Annotated in this window: 20 protein-coding genes; 14 read left to right on the top strand and 6 right to left on the bottom strand. The window is 71.1% G+C overall.

The features are described from left to right. Positions 1-62: 62 nt before the first annotated feature. Together NHL51_RS00450 and NHL51_RS00445 are read left to right on the top strand one after the other, a co-directional pair. Entirely contained in the window at positions 63-431 is a 369-nt protein-coding gene (locus tag NHL51_RS00450) for a DUF2568 domain-containing protein (protein WP_434140953.1), read from the top strand. A 60-nt stretch (positions 432-491) separates the two neighbouring features. Beyond that, positions 492-1,559 carry an LLM class flavin-dependent oxidoreductase gene (locus NHL51_RS00445; RefSeq protein WP_434140951.1) on the top strand — a complete coding sequence of 356 codons (1,068 nt, stop codon included), beginning with the start codon at positions 492-494 and terminating at the stop codon, positions 1,557-1,559. A gap of 48 nt (positions 1,560-1,607) precedes the next feature. Here the strand turns inward: NHL51_RS00445 and NHL51_RS00440 are convergent, their stop codons facing one another. Both NHL51_RS00440 and NHL51_RS00435 read right to left on the bottom strand, forming a co-directional pair. Continuing rightward, positions 1,608-2,498 (bottom strand): N-acetylglucosamine kinase, encoded by an 891-nt coding sequence (locus NHL51_RS00440; RefSeq protein ID WP_434140949.1) that lies wholly within the window; start codon positions 2,496-2,498, stop codon positions 1,608-1,610. Then, positions 2,495-3,970 carry a sugar porter family MFS transporter gene (locus NHL51_RS00435; protein WP_434140947.1) on the bottom strand — a complete coding sequence of 492 codons (1,476 nt, stop codon included), beginning with the start codon at positions 3,968-3,970 and terminating at the stop codon, positions 2,495-2,497. The genes NHL51_RS00440 and NHL51_RS00435 overlap by 4 nt, the downstream gene beginning before the upstream one ends. A gap of 179 nt (positions 3,971-4,149) precedes the next feature. Between NHL51_RS00435 and NHL51_RS00430 the strand changes: the two genes are divergently transcribed. Continuing rightward, complete coding sequence (locus tag NHL51_RS00430; protein WP_434140945.1) at positions 4,150-4,848, top strand: GntR family transcriptional regulator; 699 nt, start codon at positions 4,150-4,152, stop codon at positions 4,846-4,848. A gap of 240 nt (positions 4,849-5,088) precedes the next feature. Here the strand turns inward: NHL51_RS00430 and NHL51_RS00425 are convergent, their stop codons facing one another. Both NHL51_RS00425 and nagB read right to left on the bottom strand, forming a co-directional pair. Continuing rightward, entirely contained in the window at positions 5,089-6,303 is a 1,215-nt protein-coding gene (locus tag NHL51_RS00425) for an N-acetylglucosamine-6-phosphate deacetylase (protein WP_434140943.1), read from the bottom strand. 3 nt (positions 6,304-6,306) lie between these two features. Further along, a complete protein-coding gene (gene nagB, locus NHL51_RS00420; RefSeq protein WP_434140942.1) occupies positions 6,307-7,098 on the bottom strand; it encodes a glucosamine-6-phosphate deaminase in 792 nt (263 codons plus the stop codon). Positions 7,099-7,299: 201 nt separating this feature from the next. Between nagB and NHL51_RS00415 the strand changes: the two genes are divergently transcribed. The 11 genes from NHL51_RS00415 to NHL51_RS00365 all read left to right on the top strand — a co-directional run bounded on the left by NHL51_RS00415 (position 7,300) and on the right by NHL51_RS00365 (position 18,072). Beyond that, on the top strand, positions 7,300-8,502 hold the full coding sequence (locus NHL51_RS00415; protein WP_434140941.1) for an ROK family transcriptional regulator: 1,203 nt from the start codon (positions 7,300-7,302) through the stop codon (positions 8,500-8,502). Between the two features lie 97 nt (positions 8,503-8,599). After that, positions 8,600-9,940, top strand: coding sequence for an extracellular solute-binding protein (locus NHL51_RS00410; protein ID WP_434140940.1), 1,341 nt, complete (start codon positions 8,600-8,602; stop codon positions 9,938-9,940). Positions 9,941-10,034: 94 nt separating this feature from the next. Continuing rightward, positions 10,035-10,967, top strand: coding sequence for a carbohydrate ABC transporter permease (locus NHL51_RS00405; protein WP_434140939.1), 933 nt, complete (start codon positions 10,035-10,037; stop codon positions 10,965-10,967). Further along, entirely contained in the window at positions 10,964-11,860 is an 897-nt protein-coding gene (locus NHL51_RS00400) for a carbohydrate ABC transporter permease (RefSeq protein ID WP_434140938.1), read from the top strand. Before NHL51_RS00405 ends, NHL51_RS00400 begins: the two co-directional genes overlap by 4 nt. Continuing rightward, positions 11,857-13,416, top strand: a complete 1,560-nt coding sequence (locus tag NHL51_RS00395) for a glycoside hydrolase family 3 protein (protein ID WP_434140937.1) — start codon at positions 11,857-11,859, stop codon at positions 13,414-13,416. The genes NHL51_RS00400 and NHL51_RS00395 overlap by 4 nt, the downstream gene beginning before the upstream one ends. Then, a complete protein-coding gene (locus NHL51_RS00390; protein ID WP_434140935.1) occupies positions 13,413-14,315 on the top strand; it encodes an ROK family protein in 903 nt (300 codons plus the stop codon). Before NHL51_RS00395 ends, NHL51_RS00390 begins: the two co-directional genes overlap by 4 nt. 225 nt (positions 14,316-14,540) lie before the next feature. Next, positions 14,541-14,993, top strand: a complete 453-nt coding sequence (locus NHL51_RS00385) for a GNAT family N-acetyltransferase (RefSeq protein ID WP_434140933.1) — start codon at positions 14,541-14,543, stop codon at positions 14,991-14,993. 3 nt (positions 14,994-14,996) lie between these two features. Beyond that, a complete protein-coding gene (gene rarD, locus NHL51_RS00380) occupies positions 14,997-15,908 on the top strand; it encodes an EamA family transporter RarD (protein ID WP_434140932.1) in 912 nt (303 codons plus the stop codon). 10 nt (positions 15,909-15,918) lie between these two features. Continuing rightward, entirely contained in the window at positions 15,919-16,263 is a 345-nt protein-coding gene (locus NHL51_RS00375; protein ID WP_434140931.1) for a metal-sensitive transcriptional regulator, read from the top strand. Between the two features lie 76 nt (positions 16,264-16,339). Beyond that, positions 16,340-16,630: a helix-turn-helix domain-containing protein gene (locus NHL51_RS00370; RefSeq protein ID WP_434140930.1), complete on the top strand. Its 291-nt coding sequence runs from the start codon at positions 16,340-16,342 to the stop codon at positions 16,628-16,630. Next, entirely contained in the window at positions 16,627-18,072 is a 1,446-nt protein-coding gene (locus NHL51_RS00365) for a type II toxin-antitoxin system HipA family toxin (RefSeq protein WP_434140929.1), read from the top strand. Before NHL51_RS00370 ends, NHL51_RS00365 begins: the two co-directional genes overlap by 4 nt. 153 nt (positions 18,073-18,225) lie before the next feature. Here NHL51_RS00365 and NHL51_RS00360 read toward each other — a convergent pair whose 3' ends face one another. Beyond that, positions 18,226-20,316: a choice-of-anchor G family protein gene (locus tag NHL51_RS00360; RefSeq protein WP_434140928.1), complete on the bottom strand. Its 2,091-nt coding sequence runs from the start codon at positions 20,314-20,316 to the stop codon at positions 18,226-18,228. Positions 20,317-20,548: 232 nt separating this feature from the next. Beyond that, the gene (locus NHL51_RS00355) at positions 20,549-23,593 is read right to left on the bottom strand and encodes an immunoglobulin-like domain-containing protein (protein WP_434140927.1); all 3,045 of its coding nucleotides are present in this window, start codon (positions 23,591-23,593) and stop codon (positions 20,549-20,551) included. Positions 23,594-23,611: the final 18 nt, after the last annotated feature.

The raw sequence follows: 23,611 nt of genomic DNA, 5'->3' as shown, positions 1-23,611 counted from the left end.
TGAACCACCTTCCCTGAGGCCCGACGGAGCCTCGGCGCCCGCACCCCGGGTAGAATGCCGGGGTGACTACCTCCGCTGAGACCGCCCCCGCCGCGCGTTCGACCGTCGTTCTGCAGACCGTGCGCGGCCTGTTCCACCTCGTCGCCGTCGCCAGCGTGACCGCCTGGGGCGCACTCGCCTGGTCGTTCCCCTTCCCGGGCGTGCTGACCGGACTCGGGTTCCTCGTGCTCTCGGTCGTCGTGTGGGCGCTCTTCCTCTCGCCCCGACCGGTGCTGCCCACCGACCGCTTCGGCCAGGCGCTCATCGAACTGCTGCTGCTCGCAGCCGCGGTCGCCGCCCTGCTCGACTTCGGTCTGCTCTGGGTCTGGCCCGCGCTCTTCGGCGCCGCGGGCGCCGCGATCGGCTACATCGTCTCGACCCGCACTCACTGACCCCTGCGGGCGCTCGGCGCCCCCCGGAATACGCCCGGCGTCCCCGCGGTTGCACGGGGCATGAACATTCCCCAGGCGATCGCCGGCGCCGCGCCCGATCAGCTCCTCCTCGGCCTCGACACCTTCGGCGACGTCGGCAGCACGGCATCGGGCGAACGCATCAGCCACGCCCAGACCCTGCGCGACGTCGTCGAGCAGGCCGCCCTCGCCGACCGGCTCGGCGTCGACGCCATCACGCTCGGCGAGCACCACCGCGACGACTTCGCGCTCAGCTCGCCCGAGATCGCGCTCGCGGCGATCGCCGGCCGCACCGAGCGCATCCTGCTCGGGACCGGCGTCACCGTGCTCTCGAGCGACGACCCCGTGCGCGTCTACGAGCGCTTCGCCACCCTCGACGCCGTCTCGAACGGCCGCGCCGAGGTCATCCTCGGCCGCGGCTCGTTCACCGAATCGTTTCCGCTCTTCGGATACGACCTGAACGACTACGAAGAACTCTTCTCGGAGAAGCTCGCGCTGTTCGCCGAGCTCAAGAAGGAGGGCGCGGTGACCTGGTCGGGCACGCACCGCACCCCGCTCACCGGCCAGCACGTGTACCCGAAGACCGAGCAGCCGAATGGCGTCAGCGCATGGGTCGGCGTCGGCGGCAGCCCGCAGTCGGTGCTGCGCTCCGTGCGCACGGGCATTCCGATGATGCTCGCGATCATCGGCGGCGACCCCGCACGCTTCGCGCCGTTCGCGCAGCTGTACCGCGAGTCGCAGCAGAAGCTCGGCGTCGCGCCGATGCCGCTCGGCGTGCACTCCCCCGGCCACGTCGCCGCGACCGACGACGAGGCCCGCGAGCAGCTGTGGCCGCACTTCGCCGAGAACCGCAATCGCATCGGCGCCGAGCGCGGCTGGCCCGCGACCTCGCGCCACGAATTCGACCGCGAGGCCGACTCCGGCTCGCTCTACGTCGGGTCGCCCGAGACGGTCGCGCAGAAGATCGCGCGCACCGTGCGCATGCTCGGAGCCGACCGCTTCGACCTCAAGTACGCGAACGGCGCGATGCCGCACGCGCAGCTCATGCAGAGCATCGAGCTCTACGCGACCGAGGTGATGCCCCGGGTACGGGAGCTGCTCGCGGGCTGAGCGCACGGCCCGCGGCCCCGTGCCCGCGTGCCCGCTACGCCGTGCCCGCTACGCCGCGAGCTTCAGCGCGAGGGCGACGGCGCCGTGCACGGGGTCGCGGTCGAGCACGCGGATGTCGTTGAAGCCCCGCGCCTCGAGCCGCTCGCGCACCGCCCGCTGCAGCTGCGGCTGGTGCACGAGCTGGCCGCCCGCGAGCACGACCGGGCCGGTGATGCCGAGGCGGCCGCCGGCGCTCGTGATGAAGAACACGAGATGGTCGGCGGCACCCGACACGATCGCCAGCGCCGCCGGGTCGCCGTCGTGGGCGAGCTCGAACACGACGCGGGCGCGCGCGGCCCAGAAGCGGCGCTCGGGGTTCAGCGTGAAGTGGTCGAGGAGACCTTCGGGGCCCTGCAGGCCGCAGTCGGCGGCGAGCTGCTGCGAGAGGTGGTCGGCGGGCTTGCCGAGGTCGATGCGTTCGAGCGCGTGGCGCATGGCCATGCGAGTCACCCAGTACCCGCTGCCCTCGTCGCCGAGCAGATAGCCCCAGCCGCCCGCGCGGGCGTTGCCACCGCGCTCGTCGCGCGCCCAGGCCGCCGACCCGGTGCCCGAGATGACGGCGACGCCCGACTCGAGCCCCGCGGTCGCGAGCAGCAGCTCGGAGTCGTGCACGACCTCGACGGGCACGCCCGGGCGGTTGATCGCCACGAGTTCGCGGAAGCGCTGGGCCGCGGGAGGCGAATCGGCGCCCGCGACGCCCGCCACGATCGCCGCGATGGGCGTCTGGCCGATCTGCGCGAAGACGCTGCGCAGCTGCTTCGCCGCCTCCTCGAGTCCGACCGAGGCCGGGTTCGCGCTGCCCGCGAGCACCTCGGCGACGGTGTGCTCGCCGTCCGAGAGCACCGCGTGGGTCTTCGAACCCCCGACGTCGAGGCCGAGCACGAGGCGCGGCGATGTCACGACTGCGCCCCCGCACCGGTGCCCGCGGGCTCGGCCGGCCACTTGCCGCCGTTCTCCCAGTACATCGAGATGTCGTCAAGCGGGCGGCCCTTGGTCTCGGGCGCGAACTTCAGCACGAAGAGGAAGGCGAGGATGGCGAAGCCGCCGAGGATGGCGAAGACGCCCGCGCCGCCGGTCGCCTTGAGCAGCGGCAGGAACGCCACGCCGACGATGAAGTTCGCGACGAGGTCGCTCGTGAGCATGGTGCTCGAGCCGAGGCCGCGCAGGTGCGACGGGAAGGTCTCGCCGGCGTAGACCCATACGAGGGCGCCGAAGCCGAAGGTGAAGCCGACGTTGAAGAGCACGAGGCCGAGGAAGCCGAGGGCGACGAAGCCTCCGTCGAGGCGCACGTCGGTGGGATCCTGCCCGCTCGCGCCGAAGAGGAAGGTGATGACCATGACGGCGCCCGCGGTGACCATGATGCCGATGCCGATGAGCAGCACCGGGCGGCGACCCATACGGTCGACGAGGCTCATCGACACGAACACGGCGATGAGGCCGATGAACTGCACGAGGGCGGGCAGACCGAAGATGGCCATGTGGTCGTCGGGCGAGAAGCCCATCGCCTTGATGATCTGCGGGCTGTAGTAGACGATCGCGTTGATGCCGGTGATCTGCACGAAGAAGCCGAGCAGCACGACGAAGAAGGTGGCGCGCAGGTACGGCATGCGCGCCATCTCCTTGAGGCCCTGCAGGGCCGAGGGGCGCCCGCGGCCGTCGGCGAGCTCGGCCTCGAGGGCGGCGAGCTCGGTGTGGGCGTCGGCCTCGGGGTCGATCTGGCCGAGCACGCGCACGGCATCGTCGCGGCGGCCCTGCATCATGTACCAGCGCGGCGTATCGGGCGAGCGCAGCAGCATGAGGGTGATGATGATGCCGGGCACTGCGGCGGCACCGAGCATGACGCGCCAGTTGCCGCTCGGGGCGAGCGCCCAGGCGAGCAGGTACCCGAGGATGATGCCGAACACGGTCGCGACCTGGTACATCACGAGCAGCGCGCCGCGGATCCTGGTCGGCGACGATTCGGCGACGTACATCGGCACGACGACGATGGAGATGCCGATCGAGAGGCCGAGCAGCACACGGGCCACGGCGAGCGACGGCACATCCCACGCCAGGCCCGAGAAGAGCGAGAAGAGGGTGAAGGTGCCGGCGACGAGCACCATCATGCGCTTGCGGCCGTAGTGGTTCGCCAGCGTTCCGCCGATGATCGCGCCGAGGATCTCGCCGAAGATCACGTACGAGGTGAGGAGGCCCTTCTCCGCCTCGGAGGTGATGCCGAAATCGGCCGAGATGAAGTCGAGCGCACCACCGATGTTCGACGAGTCGTACCCGTAGATGATGCCGACCGCCGCAGCGGCGATGGCCACGAGGATCGCTCCCCGCGACGAGTTCTTGAGGTCGTGCAGAATGCCCACGCTGGCACCTTTCGTCATGTGCAGATCTTCTGAGCCGGGCCCGACCCCTATAGGACTAGACCAATTCGATGTGCCTAAGATAGGCATAGACCAATCTTCATGTCAAGCAGTTTGCATACCGACCTCCCCCGCAGTATCCACCCGTCGGCAGTTCTCGGGGAACAGGAAGTGCGAGATTGCAACCGAAGGGGGACTCCATGGCCAGCACACCGAAGTACTACACGCAGAAGCTCCGCATTCTCGAGCTCATCGAGCACGCGCACGTCGGCGACCCGCTGCCGACCGAGCGCGAGCTCGCCGAGCGCTTCGGCACCTCGCGCACGACGATACGCCAGGCGCTCACCGAGCTCGTCATGGAGGGCCGCATCGAGCGCACGCAGGGCCGGGGCACCTTCGTCGCCGCCCCTCCCATCATCACGGTGCGCCAGCTCACCTCGTTCAGCGAAGATCTCGACGGATCGCGCCTCGACAGCGACGTGCTCGACATCGGCGAGGAGCCCGCCACGGCCGAGGTCGCCGAGGCGCTCGGCGTCGAGGTCGGCGACGCCGTCACCCAGGTCGACCGGGTGCGACGACGCGACGGCGCCCCGCTCGCTCGCGAGACTGCGCACCTGCCCGGCACGTACCGCGGCATCACCGCCGAACTCACCGAGCGCGGCTCGCTCTACCGCACGCTGCGCGAGGCGTACGGCATCTCGCTCGCCTCGGTCGACGACGAGATCGGCACCGAGCTCGCGAACCCGAGCGAGGCCGCCCTGCTCGACATCGAGATCGGTCAGCCGCTGCTCGTGGTGCACCGCACGGCGCGCGCTAGCGACGGCCGGCCGGTCGAGTACACGCGCTCGGCGTTCCGGGGCGACCGCTTCCGGTTCCGCGCGAGCACCGCGCGGGCGTAGCGGTCGAGGCCCGCCCCCGCGCCTGCCAGCGGGGCCTGGGCAACGATGTCCGCGGCTTCCTCCTGCGTGAGCGGTGCCCTTGTGCACGAGCGGTGCCCTTGGACACGGCTCATACGGGCACCTCTCGAGCGCAAGGGCACCTCTGGTGCCTCTGCTGCCTCTGGTGCTTCTGGTGCCTCTGCTGCCTCTGCTGCCTCTGGCGCCGAGGCGCGGGCGCAGCGGCCTGGCCTCCCCCTCGACTTACCCCTCCGCCTGCGACTCCGGCAGCCAGCGGCCGCGGTGCAGCACGTCGAGCACTGCGAGCTCACCGGCGGCACGACCGGGCGCGCCGCCGAGCACGACCGCGTCGGCGATGAGGCCGGGCGCGAGGTCGCCGACCCCGTCCCAGCCCATGGCGCGTGCGGGCGCCGTCGCGGTCAGGCGTGCGGCGGCGACGAGCGCGGCGGGGTCGGGCGCGGCGCCTGGTCCCTCTGCCCCCCGCAGCGCGCGGCCGCGGAAGAGCGCGTCCATCGTCGCGGTACTGCCGGCGATCGTATCCTTGCCCGTGAGGCGGGCGACGCCGTTCGCGACGGTCACGTCGAGCGCGCCGAGCCGGTACTCGCCGTCGGCGCACGCTGCGGCGTCCATGGCGTCGGTGACGTAGAGCGTGCGCTCGGGGCCGGCAGCGGCCTCGATGCCGGTCGTGAGCGCCGGGTGCAGGTGGGTACCGTCGGCGATGACTTCGAGGAAGACCCGGGGGTCTTCGAGCAGCGCGAGCGACGGCCCGGGCTCGCGGTGGTGCAGCGGACGCATGGCGTTGCAGAGGTGGGTGGCGACGGTCGCGCCGGCGTCGATCGCGCGACGGGTCGTGTCGTAGTCGGCGTCGGTGTGGCCGACGGCGACGCGCACCCCGGCCGCGACGAAGCGGCGCACGGCGTCGAGCGCGCCGGGCAGCTCGGGGGCGAGCGTGACCATGGCGAGCGCTCCCCCGGCGGCCTCGATCACGCGGTCGATCTCGGCGGCCTCGGGCGCGCGCAGCTGGGTCGTGTCGTGGGCGCCGGCGCGGGCAGGGCTCAGCCACGGCCCTTCGAGGTGGATGCCGCGGATGTGCTCGGGGGCGAGCTCGGCGAGCATGCCCACGCCCCGCAGGAGACCCTCGGGCGAGGCGGTGACGAGGCTCGCCATCGACGTCGTCGTGCCGTGCGCGAGGTGGGCGGCGCGCGCGGTGAGCGCCGAGGCGCGGAGCCCGTCGGTGTACCCGCCGCCCCCGCCGCCGTGCACGTGGATGTCGACGAACCCGGGTACGAGCACGACATCGCCGAGGTCGCGCCTGAGGCTCGCGTCCGACCCCGCGCCCGCCGGCACCGGGGCGGGTTCGCCCTCGCCGACGGCGACGATGCGGTCGCCCGCGATCTCGATCCACCCGGGCGAGAGCACCCGGGCGGAGGTCACGACGCGTGCCGCGGTGACGAGCACGGGTCAGCCCGCCTGCGTCGGCTGATTCGCTTCGATGTACTCGTAGTAGTCGGCGAGCTCGAGCTTCGAGGCCGCCGCGCGGTCGAGCACGACGATGGCGTCGCGGTGCAGCTGCAGCGCGCTGGCGGGGCAGATCGCGGCGAGGGGGCCCTCGATCATGTGCGCGACGGCGTCGGCCTTGCCCGCGCCCTGGGCGACGAGCAGCGCCCTGCGCGAGTCGAGGATGGTGCCGAGTCCCTGCGTGACGCAGTGCACGGGCACCTCGTCGGCCGAGGCGAAGAAGCGCGCGTTGGCCTCGCGGGTGCGCGGGTCGAGCGTCTTGATGCGGGTGCGCGACGAGAGCGACGAGGTCGGCTCGTTGAAGCCGATGTGACCGTTCGCACCGATGCCGAGCAGCTGCAGGTCGATGCCACCGGCGTCGACGATGGCTCGGTCGTACGCCTCGCATGCTGCGGCCAGGTCGTCGGCGAGCCCGTCGGGCACGTGCACGCGGGCGGGGTCGAGGGCGAGGGGCTTCGTGACGGTCGTGTCGATGACCGTGTGGTAGCTCTCGGGGTGGTCGAGGGCGATACCGACGTACTCGTCGAGCGCGAAGGCCGAAACGCCGGTCGTGTCGAGCTCGCCCGATTCGACGAGCGCGGCGAGCTCGGCATAGGTGCCGAGGGGCGACGACCCGGTGGCGACGCCGAGCACTGCGGCACGGCCCTCCGCACGGCGCTGCGCGATCTCGTCGGCGATGATGCCGGCAGCGAACTGCGCGACGTGGGCTGAGGTATCGGTGATCACAACTCTCATAGGAACGCCTAGTTTATCTCCAAAGTCGCGGGTGGTCGCGGGCGGGTCGGCAGGCGCGCGGTACGGTGCTCCCCCGGCCGCCGCGAGGCGGTGCCGCGCTGCGCCGGTTAGCGTAACACGCCGTGTCACGATTGCATCACAACGCCGGAGAATCATGCAATCGGGTTGCGAATATTTAGTTCGTAAGTTTTACTAACTTTCATGAACGTCGCAAAGCCGCGTCCTCAGGGCGCATCCGGTGCAGCCGCTCGCAAGCCGAAGACCCGGCGCACGAGCCCCCTGCGCGTCGGCCTGCGCGCAACGCTCGGCGACTCGAAGCTGCACAACCGCACGCTCGTGCTGCAGACCCTCTTCCGCACCGGCCCGCTGAGCCGCGCCGACATCGCGCGCAGCACCGGCCTCACGAAGGTCACCATCTCGGGCCTCGTCGCCGAGCTCATCGACGCCGGCCTCGCCCGCGAGCTCGGCCAGCAAGAGACCCAGCGCCCCGGCAAGCCCGCCATCCTCGTCGACCTCGCCCGCGAGGCCTACGCCGTCGTCTGCCTCGACCTCAGCGACCACCGCGTCTTCCGCGGCGCCGTGCTGCGCCTCGACGGCGAGGTGCTGGTGCGTCGCGAGGCGCCGCTGAACGAGGCCGTCGGCGACGCCGCGCTCGAGCTCGCCACTACCCTCGCGCGCTCGCTGCAGGGGCTCTCCGAGCTGCCGCTGCTCGGCATCGGCATCGGTACCCCCGGCCTCGTCGACGACGAGGGCGTCGTGCGCGTCGCCCCGAACCTCGGTTGGCAGAACCTGCCCCTCGGTAGCATCGTCGAAGACCTGACCGGGCTGCCCACCTCGGTCGGCAACGACGCGAACATCTCGGCCCTCGCCGAGTACGCCTCGGGCGAGTCGAGCGACGACTTCATCCTCATCACCATCGGCCACGGCGTCGGCTCGGGCCTCATCATCGCGGGCGGCCTCGTCGCCGGCCACCGCTTCGCCGCGGGCGAGATCGGCCAGGTCATGGTCGGCACCGATCTCGGCATCGACGCCACCTACTCGCGCGAGCAGGTGCTCGAGCACTGGCTCTCGGCCCCGCAGCTGAACGCCGCGCTCGCAGCCGCCACCGCGCAGGCGGGCCCCGACGCCGCCGAGGCGCGCGACCGGGTGCTGCGCGAGGCGGGCAGCCGCCTCGGCGTCGCCCTCACCCCCGTCGTCGGCGTGCTCAACCTCGCCGAGATCGTGCTCGCCGGCCCGCCCGAGCTCGTCGAGGGGCCGCTCGCCGAGGCGACGCTCGGCATCCTCGGCCGCCGCACCATGCCCGACACGCACGACGACCTCGTGCTGCGCACGAGCCCCTACGACTCGCTCGTACTGCGCGGCGCGCTCGCGATCGTGCTCCAAGAACAGCTGGGAGTCGCCTAAGACTCCCGGTCCCATCGGCGGGCGGATCCGCAGACTCCGTCTTCCACCCCAGCGCCGCCCGGCAGACGCCGGAACGCACATCGAAAGGAAACCCACCATGAAGAGAAAGTTCCAGGGCCTCGCCGCAGCGGCAATGGCATCTGCTCTGCTGCTGACCGGTTGCAGCGCCGGAGGATCGCAGGGCGGCGATGCCGGCGGCGACTCGATCACGCTGTGGCTCGCCGGCAGCGACACCCCCGATGAGCTGCGCGACTACCTGAAGACCGAGTTCCAGGAGCAGACGGGCGCGACGCTCAAGATCGAAGAGCAGGGCTGGGGCGACCTCGTCACCAAGCTCACGACCGCGCTGCCCGACCCGAAGAACACCCCCGACGTGACCGAGATCGGCAACACCCAGTCGCCGACCTTCACCAACGTCGGCGCTTTCCTCGACGTCAGCGACATGTACGACGAGCTCGGCGGCGACGATCTGCTGCCCTCGTTCGTCGAGGTCGGCGAGGTCGACGGCAAGCAGTACGCCCTCCCCTACTACTTCGGCTCGCGGTACATGTTCATCCGCAAGGACGTGTGGGACGCGGCGGGCGTGGCCCAGCCGACGACGCTCGACGAGTTCAACACCGCCGTCACCGCGATCACCGAGGCGAACCCGAAGGGCATCGCGAACTTCTCGGGCTTCTACCTGGGCGGCCAGGATTGGCGCGACGGCATCTCGTGGATCTTCGCGAACGGCGGCGAGATCGCCGAGCTGCAGGATGGCGAGTGGGTCGCGACCCTCGATTCGCCCGAGGCGCTGAAGGGCCTCGAGCAGCTGCAGCAGATCTACCGCACCGCCTCCAACGCGCCGAACGATGCGAAGGATGCGAACCAGTACCAGTTCCTGAACGACTCCGATCAGGTCAAGGACGAAGAGGGCGCCGTCACCGAAGACATCTCGCTGGCTGCGGCGACCATCATGGCGCCGGGCTGGGCCCACTGGTCGATCGGCGACCTCGTCGAGGGCGAGGACGGCGAGCCCGCGCGCGAGTGGAACGACGATGTGTTCGGCACCTTCGCGCTGCCGGGCAACGACGGCAAGCCGGCCCCGGTCTTCGCGGGCGGTTCGAACCTCGGCATCTCGGCGAAGTCCGAGCACCCCGAGCTCGCGAAGGATCTGCTGCGCATCATCTACTCGGAGGAGTACCAGACGATGCTCGGCGAGAACGGCCTCGGCCCCGCGAACCAGAAGTACGCGTCGTCGCTCGGCGACGACCAGTTCGCGCAGGCGCTCATCGAGTCGGCGTCGAACTCGAAGCTGACCCCGGCCGCACCCGGCTGGGCCGCGGTCGAGGCGAAGAACATCATGGAGGAGTTCTTCTCGCAGATCCGCGACGCGGATGACCTCGAGCAGCTGGCGAAGGATACGAACGCCAAGCTCGACCCCATCCTCAACCAGAAGTAGGCGGCGTTTGGGCCCCGACCGCCGCAGTGCGTGCGGGGTCGGGGCCCGATCCCTCTCCGCTTCACCCACCACCCCAGATCTCGAAAGGCCGGCGATGAGCACCCGCACCGCGCAAGCCGAACCCGTCGCCCCGAGGCGACGCAGATTCCGCATCACGCCCTACGCCCTGCTGCTGCCCGCGACGCTGATCGTGCTGCTCGCGCTCGGCTACCCGATCGTGTGGCAGCTCATCACCTCGATGCAGCACTTCGGCCTCTCGCAGCAGTTCGGCCAGCCGCCCGAGTGGGTGTGGTTCGCGAACTACATCGAGCTGTTCTCGCAGCCGCAGACGTGGCTCGTCGTGCTCAGGTCGGTGCTCTTCTGCCTCATCACCGCGGGCGTCACGATGGTCATCGGCGTCGGCCTCGCGCTGCTCATGCAGGCGGTGTCGAAGACGGTGCGCATCATCATGCAGATCGCGCTGCTGCTCGCCTGGGCGACCCCGGTGGTCGCCGCGATGACGATCTGGAACTGGATCTTCGACTGGCGCCGCGGCCTCGTGAACTGGGTGCTCGTGAATCTCGGGCTGCCGGTGCAGGGCCACAACTGGCTGCAGGATCCGCTGAGCTTCTTCGGCGTCGCCCTCATCATCGTGGTGTGGATGAGCGTGCCCTTCGTGGCGTTCTCGATCTACGCGGCGCTGACGCAGGTGCCGGGCGAGGTGCTCGAGGCCGCCCAGGTCGACGGAGCCACGGGCTGGCAGCGGCTGCGCGGCATCACGCTGCCGCTCATCAAGCCGGTGCTCGGCATCGTGATGCTGCTGCAGATCATCTGGAACCTGCGGGTGTTCACCCAGGTGAAGCTGCTGCAGGATCGCGGATCGATCGCCAGCCAGACCGACGTGCTCGGCACGTACATCTATCAGCTCGGCGTCGGCTCGAGCGACTTCGCCATGGCGAGCGCCATGTCGATCTTCGTGCTGCTGCTCACCATCGCGCTGAGCTGGGCGTACGTGCGCAACCTGCTGAAAGAGGATGAGGAATCATGACCAGGCCGGCCCCATACACCGCCCCGCTCGAGGTGGTCGCCCGTCGCGGGCGCGCCACCCCCAAGCGCGTCTCCCGATTCGTGTTCGGCATCATCGGCGTCGTCGTCGCCCTGATCTGGGTGTTCCCCGTCTACTGGATGCTGAACTCGTCGCTGCTGCCGAACGTGGTGCTCGAGAAGTCGACGCCGACGCTCCTGCCCATCGGCGGCTCGTTCAAGAACTTCGCCGCGATCTTCGAGAGCGGCACCTTCCTCCCCGCGCTCGGCGTGAGCCTCGCCGTCGCGGGCATCGCGGTGACCTGCTGCCTGCTGTTCGCGTTCCTCGCGGCGCTCGCCATCAGCCGCTTCCGCTTCACGGGCCGCCGCAGCTTCGTACTCGCGGTGCTGTTCATCCAGATGCTGCCCGCCGAGGGCATGTTCATCGCCCAGTACAAGCTGATGGGGTCGATCGGCCTCTTGAACTCGATCCTCGGCGTGAGCATCATCTACATCGCCGCGGTCGTGCCGTTCACGATCTGGATGCTGCGCGGCTTCGTCGCGGGCGTGCCGGCCGAGCTCGAGGAGGCCGCGATGGTCGACGGGCTGAGCCGCACGCAGGCGTTCATGCGCATCACCTTCCCGCTGCTGGCCCCGGGGCTCATCGCGAGCGGGGTCTTCGCCTTCCTCCAGGCGTGGAACGAGTTCACCGTCGCCCTCGTGATTCTGCAGGATTCCGCGGTGCAGACGCTGCCGCTGTGGCTGCGCGGCTTCATCCAGCAGTCGGCGTCGCGCGCGATCGACTGGGGCGAGGTCATGGCGGCGTCGACGCTCGTCGCCGTGCCGGTCATCATCTTCTTCATGATCGTGCAGGGCCGCATGACGAGCGGTCTCGTGAGCGGGGCGGTGAAGGGATGAGCGCGGCAGGGATCGGCTGTGCGGATGCCGCCGACGCGGCGCTCACCGCCGACATCCGCGCGACGCTCATGCCGGGCTTCGAAGGCTTCACGGCCCCGGCCTGGCTGCTCGGGCTGCTCGGCGACGGGCTGCTCTCGGCCTGCGTGTACGGCACCAATATCAGGGATCGCGCCCAGCTCGAGGCCCTCGGCCGGCAGCTGCGCGACGCGGCGCCGCAGTCGCTGCTCGCGATCGATGAGGAGGGCGGCGAGGTCACACGGCTCGATTATCTCGAGGGATCGCGCTACCCGGGCGCCGCGGTGCTCGGGCGCATCGACGACCTCGACTACACGGCCGAGATCGGGCGTCGCGTCGGCGCCGATATTCTCGCGGCCGGGTTCAACCTGGCGCTCGCGCCCGACGCCGATGTGAACAGCAACCCCGAGAACCCCGTGATCGGCACGCGCAGCTTCGCGGCCGACGCCGAGACGGCGGCGCGGCACACGGCGGCATGGATCGCGGGCCTGCAATCGACGGGCGCCGTGGCGTGCCCGAAGCACTTCCCGGGGCACGGCGACACGGCGCAGGATTCGCATCTCGCGCTGCCCGTCGTCGATGCGCCGATCGAGACGCTCAAGGCGCGCGACCTGCCGCCGTTCCGGGCCGCCATCGGGGCGGGCGCCCAGACGATCATGACGTCGCACATCCTGCTGCCGCAGCTCGACCCGATCGCACCCGCGACGCTCAGCCGCCCGATTCTGCAGGGGCTCCTGCGCGAGCAGCTCGGTTTCACCGGCGTCATCGTGTCGGATGCCCTCGACATGGCCGGCGCGAGCGGCGAGATCGGCATCCCCGAGGCCGCGGTGCGCGCCCTCGCGGCCGGCTGCGACCTGCTCTGCCTCGGCGTCGGCGCGACCGGTGAATCGGTCGCCGAGCTCGAGGCGCATGTTGCGTCCGCAGTGCACGACGGGCGCCTCGACCGCGCGCGGGTGCACGAGGCCGCCGAGCGGGTGCGGGCGCTGAGCCGCGCGGTGCCGAGCAGCGCCGCGTCGATCAACGCAGCACCGAGCGGCCTGCCCTCCGCCGCCGAGATCGCGCGCGTCGCCGAGAGCTTCGCGGGCGCCGGGGAGGCGCGGGCGTGGGTCGCGAGCCACCCGGAAGCCTGGGTGCTGCGCTTCGACACCGACGCCAACATGGCGGTCGGGTGCGCGCCGTGGGGGCCGTTCGCGGCGGCCGCCGCGCCGCTGCCCGGCAGCGAGGCCGACGTCGCGGCGTTCGCACGCCGGTCGCAGCTCATCGTCGATGCGGCGAGCGCACCGATCTGGCCGATCGACGAACTGCGCCGCGGCGGGGCGATCGCGATCGGTCGCGATCTGCACCGGCACGAGTTCGCGCGGGCGCGCATCGACGAGCTGCGCGAGCTCGGGGTGCCCGTGCTCTGCGTCGAGACGGGGTGGCCCGATGCGCGCAGCGGCTACGCCGATCTCGCGAGCTACGGGTCGACCCGGCTCGTCGGCACGGCGCTCATCGAGCTGTTCGAGACGGCGGCGCGCGCCGACGAAGGAGCCCGGTCATGAGCCCGCGCCCCCTCATCGGCATCGATATCGGCGGCACGAAGACCGAGGCGGTCGCGCTCGACCGCGATTCGCGCATCGAGGCCACGGTGCGCCTCGCGACGGTGCCGGGGCCCGAGGCGGTGCTCGGCACGGCGGAGCGCGCGGTGCGCGAGCTGCGCGAGCGGACGGGCCGCGACGACTACGCGGCGATCGGCATCGGCCTGCCGGGCCAGCTCGATCGTGCGTCGGGCGAGATCCGCAACGCCTACAACATGGGCATCGAACGGCTCGCGATCGGCCCGCTGCTCGCCGAGCGCACCGGCATCGACACGCAGATCGACAACGATGTCACGGCGGCCACGATCGGTGCGGTGCACCTGATGGGGCTGCCGGGCGATGTGGCGTATCTGAATCTCGGCACGGGCCTCGCTTCGGGGGCGGTGGTCGCGGGCGCTCCGGTGCGCGGGGCGCACGGGGTATCGGGCGAGATCGGGCATCTGCCGATCTCGCGGCTCGACCGGTCGTGCCCGTGCGGGCAGACGGGGTGCCTCGAGACGCAGACGAGCGGGGCGGCGCTGAAGCGGTTCTGGCCGGTCGGCGGCGACGACCCGGGCCCGGCGCTGCTCGCGGCGATCGGGCGGGGCGATGAGACGGCGCAGCGCGAGTTCGGGTATCTCGTCGAGGGTGCGGCGAGCGCCGTGCGTCTGCTGGCGCTCACCTTCGACCCGGATTCCGTGGTGATCGGCGGCGGGCTGCGGCTGCTCGGCGGGCCGCTCATCGGCGGCATCCGCGGTCACCTGCGGCGTTGGGCCGACGAGTCTCCGTTCATCGGCGAGCTCGGACTCGACGAGCGCGTGAAGGTGCTGCCCGAGGGCTCGCCCGCCGCCGCGGTCGGCGCCGCGCTCTCCGCCCTGCACTAGACGCGGCGCGCTCCGAATCGCCGGACCGGGCGGGGTGCTCCGCTTCGGCGCCGGCTGCACCGCCCGCGGCAGCAACCGGGCCTGCGCTTCACCGTCGATCAGGCGGGTCGGCGCGGCATCGAGCACCGACCCGCGCCGCCCCCGCAACCGGCCGGTCACCTGTGAGATGCCGTCATGCCACGACATCGCACTTGCACATCCGACCCCACCCGATAGCCTTGCTCTATGAATACTCTGCGTCTCGAAGAACTGTCGGCCGCGACGATCGTCGCAGTGAATCAGCTGGGTCTGAAGCCGGGCCAGGAGCAGTTCATCACCCCGGTGTCGTACGCAGCGGCCGCAGCGGTGACTCCGGCGCACTCGGCCTGGCAGCGCGTGGTGCTGAACGACGACCGCGTGGTCGCGTTCGTGCACGGCAACTTCGACCCCGACGCTCCGCAGGAGGAGTTCCGCGCGGCGCTCTGGCGCATCAACGTCGACGCCGAGGCCCAGGGCATGGGCGTCGGCACCTTCGCGGTGAACGCGCTCATCGAAGAGGCCCGCCGCCGCGGTGTCGGCCGCCTGACGGTGCTGTGGGAGCGCGGCGAAGAGGGCCCCGAGGAGTTCTTCCTGCACATGGGATTCAAGCCGTCGGGCGAGACACCGTACGGCGAGATCATCGGCGCGATCGACCTCTAAGGAGTGCAGGGCTCGCTCGCGGCCGGCGCGCGAGGAGTCCTCGCAGCGGTCGGCTCGTCGGTCATCTTCGCCGGCGTCTTCTTCATCACCCCGATGCTCGTCCCGACGAGCGCGGAGGGCCTGTGGGCGATCCGGTGCCTGCTCACGATTCCGCTCGTGCTGCTCGTGCTGCTCGCGGGGCGGCAGCGCGAACTCATCGTCGGCATCTGGCATCGCATTCTGGCGCGGCCGCTCATCATCCTCCCGTTGGTCGCGTCGGCGCTGCTTCTGGCGCTGCAGCTGTGGATCTTCGGCTGGGCGCCCCTGCACGGCCGCGGCCTGCAAGTGGCGCTGGGCTACTTCCTGCTGCCGCTCACGCTCATCGTCGTGGGGCGGCTGCTCTACAGGGATCGCCTCACGTGGTGGCAGTGGGCCGCCGCCGGCATCGCGGCCGTGGGCGTGGTCTTCGAGCTGTTCCGCGTCGGCGGGGTCTCGTGGGAGACGCTCGTGGTGTGCGTCGGGTACCCGATCTACTTCGTGCTGCGGCGCCAGCTCGGCACGGGGCATCTGGGCGGCATGTTCTGGGACCTCGTGATCGTGCTGCCGGCGCTGCTCTTCTTCGTCGTACGCGAGATCGTGGCGACGCCCGCGCTGAGCGAGAACCCGCTGCTGTGGTGGCTCGGCCCGCTGTACGGCCTCACGACCGGTCTGGCGCTCATCCTCTACCTCACGGCGTCCAAGCTGCTGTCGCTCAGCCTCTTCGGGCTGCTCAGCTATCTCGAGCCGGCGCTGCTCATGGTGGCGTCGCTGCTCAACGGCGAGCGCATCTCGGCGGGCGAGTTCGTGATGTACGGGGCGATCTGGCTCGCGGTGCTCGTGATCACCGCCGGGGGCGCGGTGCAGCTGCTGCGTTCGCGCGGCGGCCGGGCGGGGTAGAGTGCATCGCATGGACGACGCGACTCCCGCCGGCGAGCACCTCGATGCTGCCGGGACCCCCGAGGCTCACGCTCACGAGCACGGCTACATCGAGCACAAGGATCAGCTGCTCAAGCGGCTGCGTCGCGCCGAGGGCCAGGTGCGCGGCGTGCACCGCATGATCGAAGAGGATGCGTACTGCATCGACATCATCACGCAGGTCTCCGCGGCGACGAAGGCGCTGGAGCGGGCGGCCCTCGAGCTGCTCGACGACCACCTGCGGCACTGCGTCGCCGAGGCCGCGGGCGAGGGCGGCGAGGTGGCGGCGGCGAAGCTCAAGGAGGCGTCTGACGCGATCGCGCGCCTCGTGCGGTGATGAACACCTGACCTCTGCACATGTCAATTCGATGGTAAACTGACACTTGTAGCAGTCAGGTGTTCGGAGGTCGATCGTGGTTCAACGCACTTCCCCGGCCCGAAAGCGGTCGCTCGAGGCATTCGGCAGGCATCTGCATGATTGGCGCAAGCTCCACGGGCTCAGCGCGTCAGAGCTCGCGAGGCGGGCGCACGTCTCCCGCGATACGCTGCGGGCGATCGAGCAGGGGTCGGGTACGACGCAGCTCGACTCCGTGCTGGCAGTGGCGTCGGCCCTCGGAATCATCGACACGCTCGTTGCGGCGGCCGACCCGCTCAGCACCGATGCCGGGCGCGCGCTCGCGCTGGAGCAAGCAGGCGCGAGATGAAGCTCCACGATTCGCTCTCCGTGTACGTCGAGCTCGACGGTCGCACGATGCGAGCGGGCGAGCTCGGCGCCTCGTTTCTCGGCGGGCGGCAGGTCGGCGGCAGCTGGTTCCGATACGAGCAGGGCTATGTCGACTCCGTCGATGCGTACCCGCTCTCCCCCGATCTCGAGTTCGCGCAGGGCACGATTCGCACCGGCGCCGACCGCAGCCTGTTCCTCGCGTTCCAAGACCTGACCCCCGATGACTGGGGCCGTACGGTCATCGACGCGAAGCTGTCGAACGACCGTGCTGCGGGTCTCGGAGCACCGAGTACGATCGGCGAATTCGACTACCTGTCGCTCTCCGGCGATGCGGCACGACTGGGGGCGATACGCTTCCAACCCGCCGGAGGCGGAGAGTGGGTGGCCGACGTACCGGTGCCGCGGCTCGAAGATCACGGACTCGACGCGTTTACGAACGCGGCGGCCCGTTTCGAGGAGCACGAGGCCGATGAGGCGGATCTCGAACTTCTCGGCGCCCCGGGCACTTCGGCCGGTGGTGCACGTCCGAAGGTCGCAGCGATGGTCGACGGGAAGCTCAAGATGCTCAAGCTTCCGTCGGAGCGCGACCGCGGCCGCGACGGCGAGGCCTGGGAATTCGCGGCCATCGAACTCGCTCGGCGAGCCGGGATCTCGGTGCAATCGGGGAGGCTCCTGCGCAGCAGCGGGGGCAGCTCGACTCTCGTCGTGGACAGGTTCGATCGCCGGGAGAACGGCGGCCGCATCGGTTTCATCTCCGCTCGCACCGCGATGGGCCTCGCCGAGCACGGTCACGACAGCACCACTTATGAGGATCTTGCCGACACCGTCGACCATCTCTCGGGCGGCGACCGACGGCAGCTGCGCGATCTCTTCAAGCGGATCGCCCTGACCGTGCTCATCAACAGCGTCGATGACCATTGGAAAAACCATGGCTTCTTGCGCGACCGGGGTCGCTGGGGGTTGAGCCCGGCGTTCGACATCAACCCGTCGCGCAGCGTCGGGGCGGTCACGTCTCGCGCGATCTCGCCGAAGGACGACCCGCGGCGACGGGATATCAGGCACCTCACCGAGTCGCGAAGCGTCTATTCGCTCTCCGCGAGCGATGCCGGTCGCGCCCTCGGCGAGGTGCTCGACGCGGTGCGCAGCTGGCCTGAGGTCGCGCGCGCCGCAGGCATTCCCGACTCCGAGATCACCCACATGGCTCGCGCGTTTTCGCCCGAGCAGCAGGAGCACGCATTGCGCGAGATCACGATGCTTAGCGGCGGCGGTCCGTCGACGACCATCTCGATAGCGGCCCCGAGCAGATCGGTTGCTGCACCGGCCGAAGGCTCGAACGCGCCGCAGGCCGGCGCAGTCTGGGTGCGCGGCCACATGCGAGGGGGCGCATGGGTCGAGGGGTTCTGGCGCGCCGGCGCCCGCTGAGCTGCGACCTCTCAGTGCCGGGGCCCCGACATCGAAGTGTGCTGAAAGGCCTCGAGGGGCGAGAGATCGGGCGATCCGACAGGGATCAGCTCGATCTCTCGCCCCTCGACGGGGTCGCGCCCGGGCCAGTGCGGCCCGGGCGCTCGGCACCCGCTACACGCGGCGGCGCAGCGTACGGGCCGCGAGCACGGCGCCCGCCGCGATAAGCAGCGCTGCTCCGACGCCGATCGGCGCGAGGGTCGCGCTGCCGGTCTGCGGCAGCGCCGACTTCGAGGCGGGCGTCTTGCCCGGCGTCTTGCCGTCGGGCTTCGTCGGGTCGACAGGCTTCGGCGGCACGACCGCCGCGCGCACCGTGACGGCGGCGACGCGCTCGAGGCCGTCCTGCCCCGCCGTCAGCGTGAGCTCCGCATCGGCGATGCCCTCGGGCACCGTCCAGGTCGCGGCGATGTTGCCGTCCGCGTCGACGAGCGTCTCGAAGGGGGCGCCGACCGTGACGCCGTCGGCATCGGTGAAGGTCAGCGCGACCGGCGAGCCGGCCGGGTTCCACCCGCTGCCCGAAATGGCGACGGTGCCGCTCGGGTCGACTGCGGGTTCGGCGATCGCGACGGTCGGCGACGGCACCATGCGCACCGCAGACGAGGCGAGCCCGATGTGCGTCAGGGTCGAGTGGTGGAAGGTCGGCAGCATCGTGATGCCGACGGCGCGCACCGTGAACGAGTCGCCCGGGCCGGCCGGCTCCGTCTGCTCGTTGATGACGACCGATGCGATGCTCGGCATGAGCCCGTCGAAGGCGCTCGTGATGTCGAGGTAGAGCTCGGCGACGACCGCATCGACCTCGGCGATGATCTGCGCTTCGACGTCGACGAGCTGCTCCATGAGCGGCGCGACCACGCCCTGCACGAGCGGCGGCAGCACGGTCGGCACGGCGGCGTTCAGACTGTAGACCAGGCCGCTGACGATGATGCAGTTGAAGCCGCTGCAGGCGCCGGGCACCGTCGCAACATTCGATGCGAACGCACTCGTGCCGTCGGCGAAGGCGTCCAGGCTTCCCGAGCCGGTCAGCGTGCCCGCTGCGACGATGTTGCCGTTGAGCGCGGGCGTCAGCGGAGTATCCGCGCGCAGCGCGATATCGGCGCTCAGCGCGATCGGCGTCGCGTGGATCGCGGCGACCACCCCGTCGGCGAACATCGGCGTCGTCTTGCCGAGCGCGTTCGCGACCGCGGCCGAGATCGCGGCCATGTTCGCCTCGGTGAAGACGACGGTGTTCGGGGCGAGGCCTTCGAGGCTGCCGCCGAAGAGCACGCTCAGGTCGAGCGAGATCTCGCCGGTCGCGATGTCGACGGCGGCGAGCCCGTCATCGCTGGCGACGACCCCGCCGGTCGCGGCCATGACGTCGGCGACGACGGTGTCGAAGTTCGGCGCGGTCACCTGCAGGGATGCGGCGCCCGGCTCGACGGTGCCGACGCTCTGCACGGGGATGTTCGGGATCGTACCCGCCGGCAGGTTCACGACGCCGCCGGGCGCGACGAGCTCGATCGCCTCGGCGACGAGCGCGCTCGCGGCCTGCATCGATCCGTCGACGAGCACCGGCAGACCGGTGAGCGCCGGGCTCGTGAGTTCGAGGGTCATGCCGTCGATGCCGTAGGCGCTGCTCGCCGCTGCATACGCGTCTTTCGCGGCGAGGCTCGAGAGCTCGCCGATCTGCAGGTCGATCTGGCTGAGCAGGTGGCGGGTCACCGGGGTGACGCCGAGCGAGTCGAAGGCCGACGCGAGGTTCACGATGGTCGTGCCGCCGCCGGTCGCGTCGGGGTCGCCCCCGACGGCGCCGCTGAGCGCGATAGCCGGGTCGTGCTCCGAAGCCTCGGCGATCCCTGAGATGCTGTTCTGCCCGATGTCGAGCAGCCCGTGCCCGGTCGATGCGTCGTAGACCAGCGGCACGCCGCCCCACGACCCCTCGTGCAGCGCGACCCGGTCGGTCAGCGCCGCGAACGCCGCGTGGTCGAACTGCGCCTGGTCGCTCGGCGTACCCGGGGCTGCGGCTCGCGCCGCCGCGAACTCTGCCCCGCCGAGCTCGACGCCGCTCACCGACACGAATGCGGCCGATGCCGACGCCGTCTCGCCCGGCATGGCAGTCGCCGGCAGTGCCGCGCCGAGGCACAGGAGCGCCCCGACCGTCAGCGATGCCGCACCCGACACCAGTACTCGTTTCGGTTGCGGGCGCACGCGCGCTCCCGGTTGCTTCATTGCATCTCCCCCAAGAAGTTCTGTGAATGCTCCAGGGAGACCCTACGAAACTTGGACGCCGTTCGGGTTTCTTTGCGCATTTCAGTCGCAGCGTGCACGATCTGGCGCCATGCCCGCCGAGAATGCGCCTCGAGGGGCGAGAGATCGGGCGATCCGACAGGGATCAGCGCAATCTCTCGCCCCTCGATGGGATCTCGGCCCGGGTCAGTGCGTCACGTGCATTCAGCGCCCGCTACGCGCGGCGCCGCCGCCGCGTGCGGGCCGCGAGCACGGCGCCCGCAGCGACGAGCAGCCCGCCGAGGCCGAGCAGCGCGCCGAGCGCCCCGGACCCGGTGCTCGCGAGCCCGGGCTCGTGCCCGGCCGCAGTACCCGCAGTGCCCGCAGTGCCCGAGGCGTCCGAGGCGCCTGCAGCACCGGTCGCGCCCGTGTCGGCGCCGCCACCCGCGGCACCGGCATCGGCATGCGCACCCGCGGCACCGGCTGCTCCCCCGGCCCCACCGGAACCGGCGCCCCCTGCACCGGCTCCGGCAGTCCCTCCGTCGCCGTCGAGCTGCACGGCATCGGCGGTCGACGGCGCGACGAGACCGTCGCGATAGCCGTCGTAGCTCGCGACGACCTCGGTGATGCCCGCGGGCGCTTCGACCGAGGCGGCGCCGCCCGTGAGCACGACGGTCTCGCTCCACGCGCCATCGGCGGCGAGCGCAGCACCAGCACCAGCACCGGCCCCGGCACCGGCCGCCGTGAACGTCACGGTGCCGGCCACGTCTCCCCCGTCCGCGGCGGTGACCGTCGTGGTGACGGTGCGACCGTCGACGGCGCTCGTCGCGGTCGACGCGACGGCCTCGACCGCGCGCCACCCGTGCATGGCGTCGAGCACCTGCTGCGTGACGCTCACGAAGGCGCCGTGGCGGGGGCTCTTCGGCAGGCCGCCGTCGTGGGCGACCCAGTCGGCGCGCTGCGAGACGCGGTCGGTCTCGGTGCTCGAGGCGATCGCGTCTCCGGTGGTGACGAAGGCGCGGTAGCCGCCGGCGCTGTAGTTATCGACGAGGAAGACGTAGCCGTCGCCCGACGGGTTGCTCGGGTCGCCCGCGTTGAGACGGATGATCTCGGGGCCTTCGCCGGCGTGCCCGGTGATCGGGGTGGTCATGGCGGTGTCGGTGAGCTGCCAGGTCGAGGCGGGGTCGCCGTTCCAGTCTGATGCCGTCGTGGGCGCGGTGAGCACCTGCGACTTCTCGAGGAAGATGTCCTTGCCGCGCTCGAGGCCGTCGGCCCCGCCGCCGTCTTCGTTCTTGGTGAAGCGATAGTAGGTGTCGCCGATCTTCTGCACGGTCGAGTCGATGCGGGCGTAGCCGGTGTTCTGCCATTCCTCCGGTTCGGTGAAGGTGACGAAGTCGCGGGTGAGCACGGTGAACATGCGCGCGTGCAGCTGACCGCCGGTGTGGGCCTCGTCGTCGTAGAGGCGCGACGCGAAGAACACGACGTACGACTGCAGTTCGTCGTCCCAGTACGCTTCGGGCGCCCAGGTCATGCCGGCCTTCGGCTGGTTGACGACGATGCCGCCGTTCTCGTCGCCGTTGGTGCGGGTCCAGGTGACGAGGTCGGTCGACTCCCACACGTTCATCTTGAGGCTGCCCTCGCTCTGGGCGGGGCCCCAGCCGGTGCCGCAGCCGATGCAGAGGTCGGTGGCGATCATGTAGTACTTGTCGCCGTCGTGCGAGCGCAGAATGTAGGGGTCGCGGTGCCCGGTGGTGTCGGCGGAGTTGTCGACGACGGGCTGCCCGTCGTTCACCTCGGTGAAGGTGAAGAAGTCGTTGCCGGCCGTGGCGGCCGCGTAGATGCGCTCGTCGCTGTCCGACTTGAAGTAGGCGCTCGCGTAGCCGGCGTCGGGGGCGGTGCGCCCGAGCTCGGCGATGGTCACGGTGTAGCTGCGGGTGTCGGTCTGCGCGCCGAGCACGGCGGTGGCGGTGAGCACGACCTCGCGATCCCCCGCCCCGTATGCGGGCCGGGTGACGATGCCGCCGCCCGCGTAGGGGTCTGCCGAGCCCACGGCGGGCGCCGCGTAGTCGGGGTCGGTGGGGGTGACGAGCGCCGGGTCCGACGACTCCCAGGTGATGGTGGCGCCCTCGACAGCGCCCACGGTGGCGAGCGGCAGGTGCTCGCCGGTGCGGGGCTGCAGCGCGATGGCGTCGAGGTCGCTGGTGACGCGCGGCGCGAGCACGGTCGCATCGAGGGCGACGGGCGCTCCGCTCTCGGGGGCCGCGGTGAGGGTGACGACGGTGTCCGTGAGGATCGCCGAGCGTTCGACCGCGCCCGTGTTCGAGACGATGTCGGGGTGCGAGGTGCTCCACGTGAGCGGGACGCCGTTGACCTGGGCGGGGAGCGTCAGGTCGGTGGTGACGCGGTCGAGCGACGGGTTCTGACCGAGCACGAGGGTCGCGAGGTCGTGGCGCATGAGCGCCTCGGAGCCGGCGGCTTTCTCGGCGGCGGTCGGCTGGGCGGCGACGACCTCGTCGGGAGTGAGCGCCGCATCCCACAGCTTGAGGTCGGTGACGTCGGAGCGCAGCAGCGCGTCGCCCTCGTAGAGGGAGCGGCCGAGGTAGCCGAGCACGTCGCCGCTCGGGATGATCTGGGCGAGGCTCGCGCCGTGCTGCACGGTCGAGATCTGTTCGCCATCGCGGTAGAGGGTGAGCGTGTCGCCCGAGCCGACGAGGGTGAGGGTGCTGAAGCCCGCGGCGGGGCCGCCGCCCGCGGGCAGGCGGGTCTCGCCGTTGCCGTCGCCGGTCTTGACGCGGATGCCGGCGAGCGCCTCGCCGTTGTAGCCGCCTTGCGAACTGACGGGGTTCACGAAGACGTGATTGCCGAGACGCGTCGTGTTCCACGGGCCGACGCCGTCGCCGATGACCCAGCCGAACTGGTTCTGGGCGGCGGTGCCCGACACCGTCATCTCGACGGTGAACTCGTTGTCGTCGCCGGTGATGGCACCCGACGGGAGGGTCGCGTAGCCGTCGCCCCGCATGCGCAGCACCGCATCGTCGCCCGCGGCGATGACGCTCGTCTCGTCGATGCCCGAGAGCGCCGCATCGCGGCCGTTGCCGGACACGTCGACGAGCGCGCCGCCCGCGACCGACATGTCGTAGTGCGCGGTCGGTTGCGGCGCGTCGGCGGCGAAGGCCGCCGGGGCCGCCACGACGCCGAACGGCAGTGCGAGGGCGCAGGCGAGGGTCAGCCCGAAGGCGCGCCCGCGCGCTCGGGGCAGGGTCGAATGACGTGGGCTCATCGTCGAGGCCTTTCGGGT

It is taken from the genome of Leucobacter sp. gxy201, assembly GCF_051043335.1.
In the GTDB taxonomy this organism is placed as follows: Bacteria; Actinomycetota; Actinomycetes; order Actinomycetales; family Microbacteriaceae; genus Leucobacter.
Note: the sequence above shows the minus strand (reverse complement) of the source record. Positions and strands in the feature narration are given on the sequence as shown.

Excerpts from the sequence above, each read along its gene's own strand:
- NHL51_RS00445 (WP_434140951.1), top strand. The coding sequence starts at position 492 with ATGAACATTCCCCAGGCGATCGCCGGCGCCGCGCCCGATCAGCTCCTC.
- NHL51_RS00435 (WP_434140947.1), bottom strand. The coding sequence starts at position 3,970 with ATGACGAAAGGTGCCAGCGTGGGCATTCTGCACGACCTCAAGAACTCG.
- NHL51_RS00430 (WP_434140945.1), top strand. The coding sequence starts at position 4,150 with ATGGCCAGCACACCGAAGTACTACACGCAGAAGCTCCGCATTCTCGAG.
- nagB (WP_434140942.1), bottom strand. The coding sequence starts at position 7,098 with ATGAGAGTTGTGATCACCGATACCTCAGCCCACGTCGCGCAGTTCGCT.
- NHL51_RS00415 (WP_434140941.1), top strand. The coding sequence starts at position 7,300 with ATGAACGTCGCAAAGCCGCGTCCTCAGGGCGCATCCGGTGCAGCCGCT.
- NHL51_RS00410 (WP_434140940.1), top strand. The coding sequence starts at position 8,600 with ATGAAGAGAAAGTTCCAGGGCCTCGCCGCAGCGGCAATGGCATCTGCT.
- NHL51_RS00405 (WP_434140939.1), top strand. The coding sequence starts at position 10,035 with ATGAGCACCCGCACCGCGCAAGCCGAACCCGTCGCCCCGAGGCGACGC.
- NHL51_RS00400 (WP_434140938.1), top strand. The coding sequence starts at position 10,964 with ATGACCAGGCCGGCCCCATACACCGCCCCGCTCGAGGTGGTCGCCCGT.
- NHL51_RS00395 (WP_434140937.1), top strand. The coding sequence starts at position 11,857 with ATGAGCGCGGCAGGGATCGGCTGTGCGGATGCCGCCGACGCGGCGCTC.
- NHL51_RS00390 (WP_434140935.1), top strand. The coding sequence starts at position 13,413 with ATGAGCCCGCGCCCCCTCATCGGCATCGATATCGGCGGCACGAAGACC.
- NHL51_RS00385 (WP_434140933.1), top strand. The coding sequence starts at position 14,541 with ATGAATACTCTGCGTCTCGAAGAACTGTCGGCCGCGACGATCGTCGCA.
- NHL51_RS00375 (WP_434140931.1), top strand. The coding sequence starts at position 15,919 with ATGGACGACGCGACTCCCGCCGGCGAGCACCTCGATGCTGCCGGGACC.
- NHL51_RS00365 (WP_434140929.1), top strand. The coding sequence starts at position 16,627 with ATGAAGCTCCACGATTCGCTCTCCGTGTACGTCGAGCTCGACGGTCGC.
- NHL51_RS00360 (WP_434140928.1), bottom strand. The coding sequence starts at position 20,316 with ATGAAGCAACCGGGAGCGCGCGTGCGCCCGCAACCGAAACGAGTACTG.
- NHL51_RS00355 (WP_434140927.1), bottom strand. The coding sequence starts at position 23,593 with ATGAGCCCACGTCATTCGACCCTGCCCCGAGCGCGCGGGCGCGCCTTC.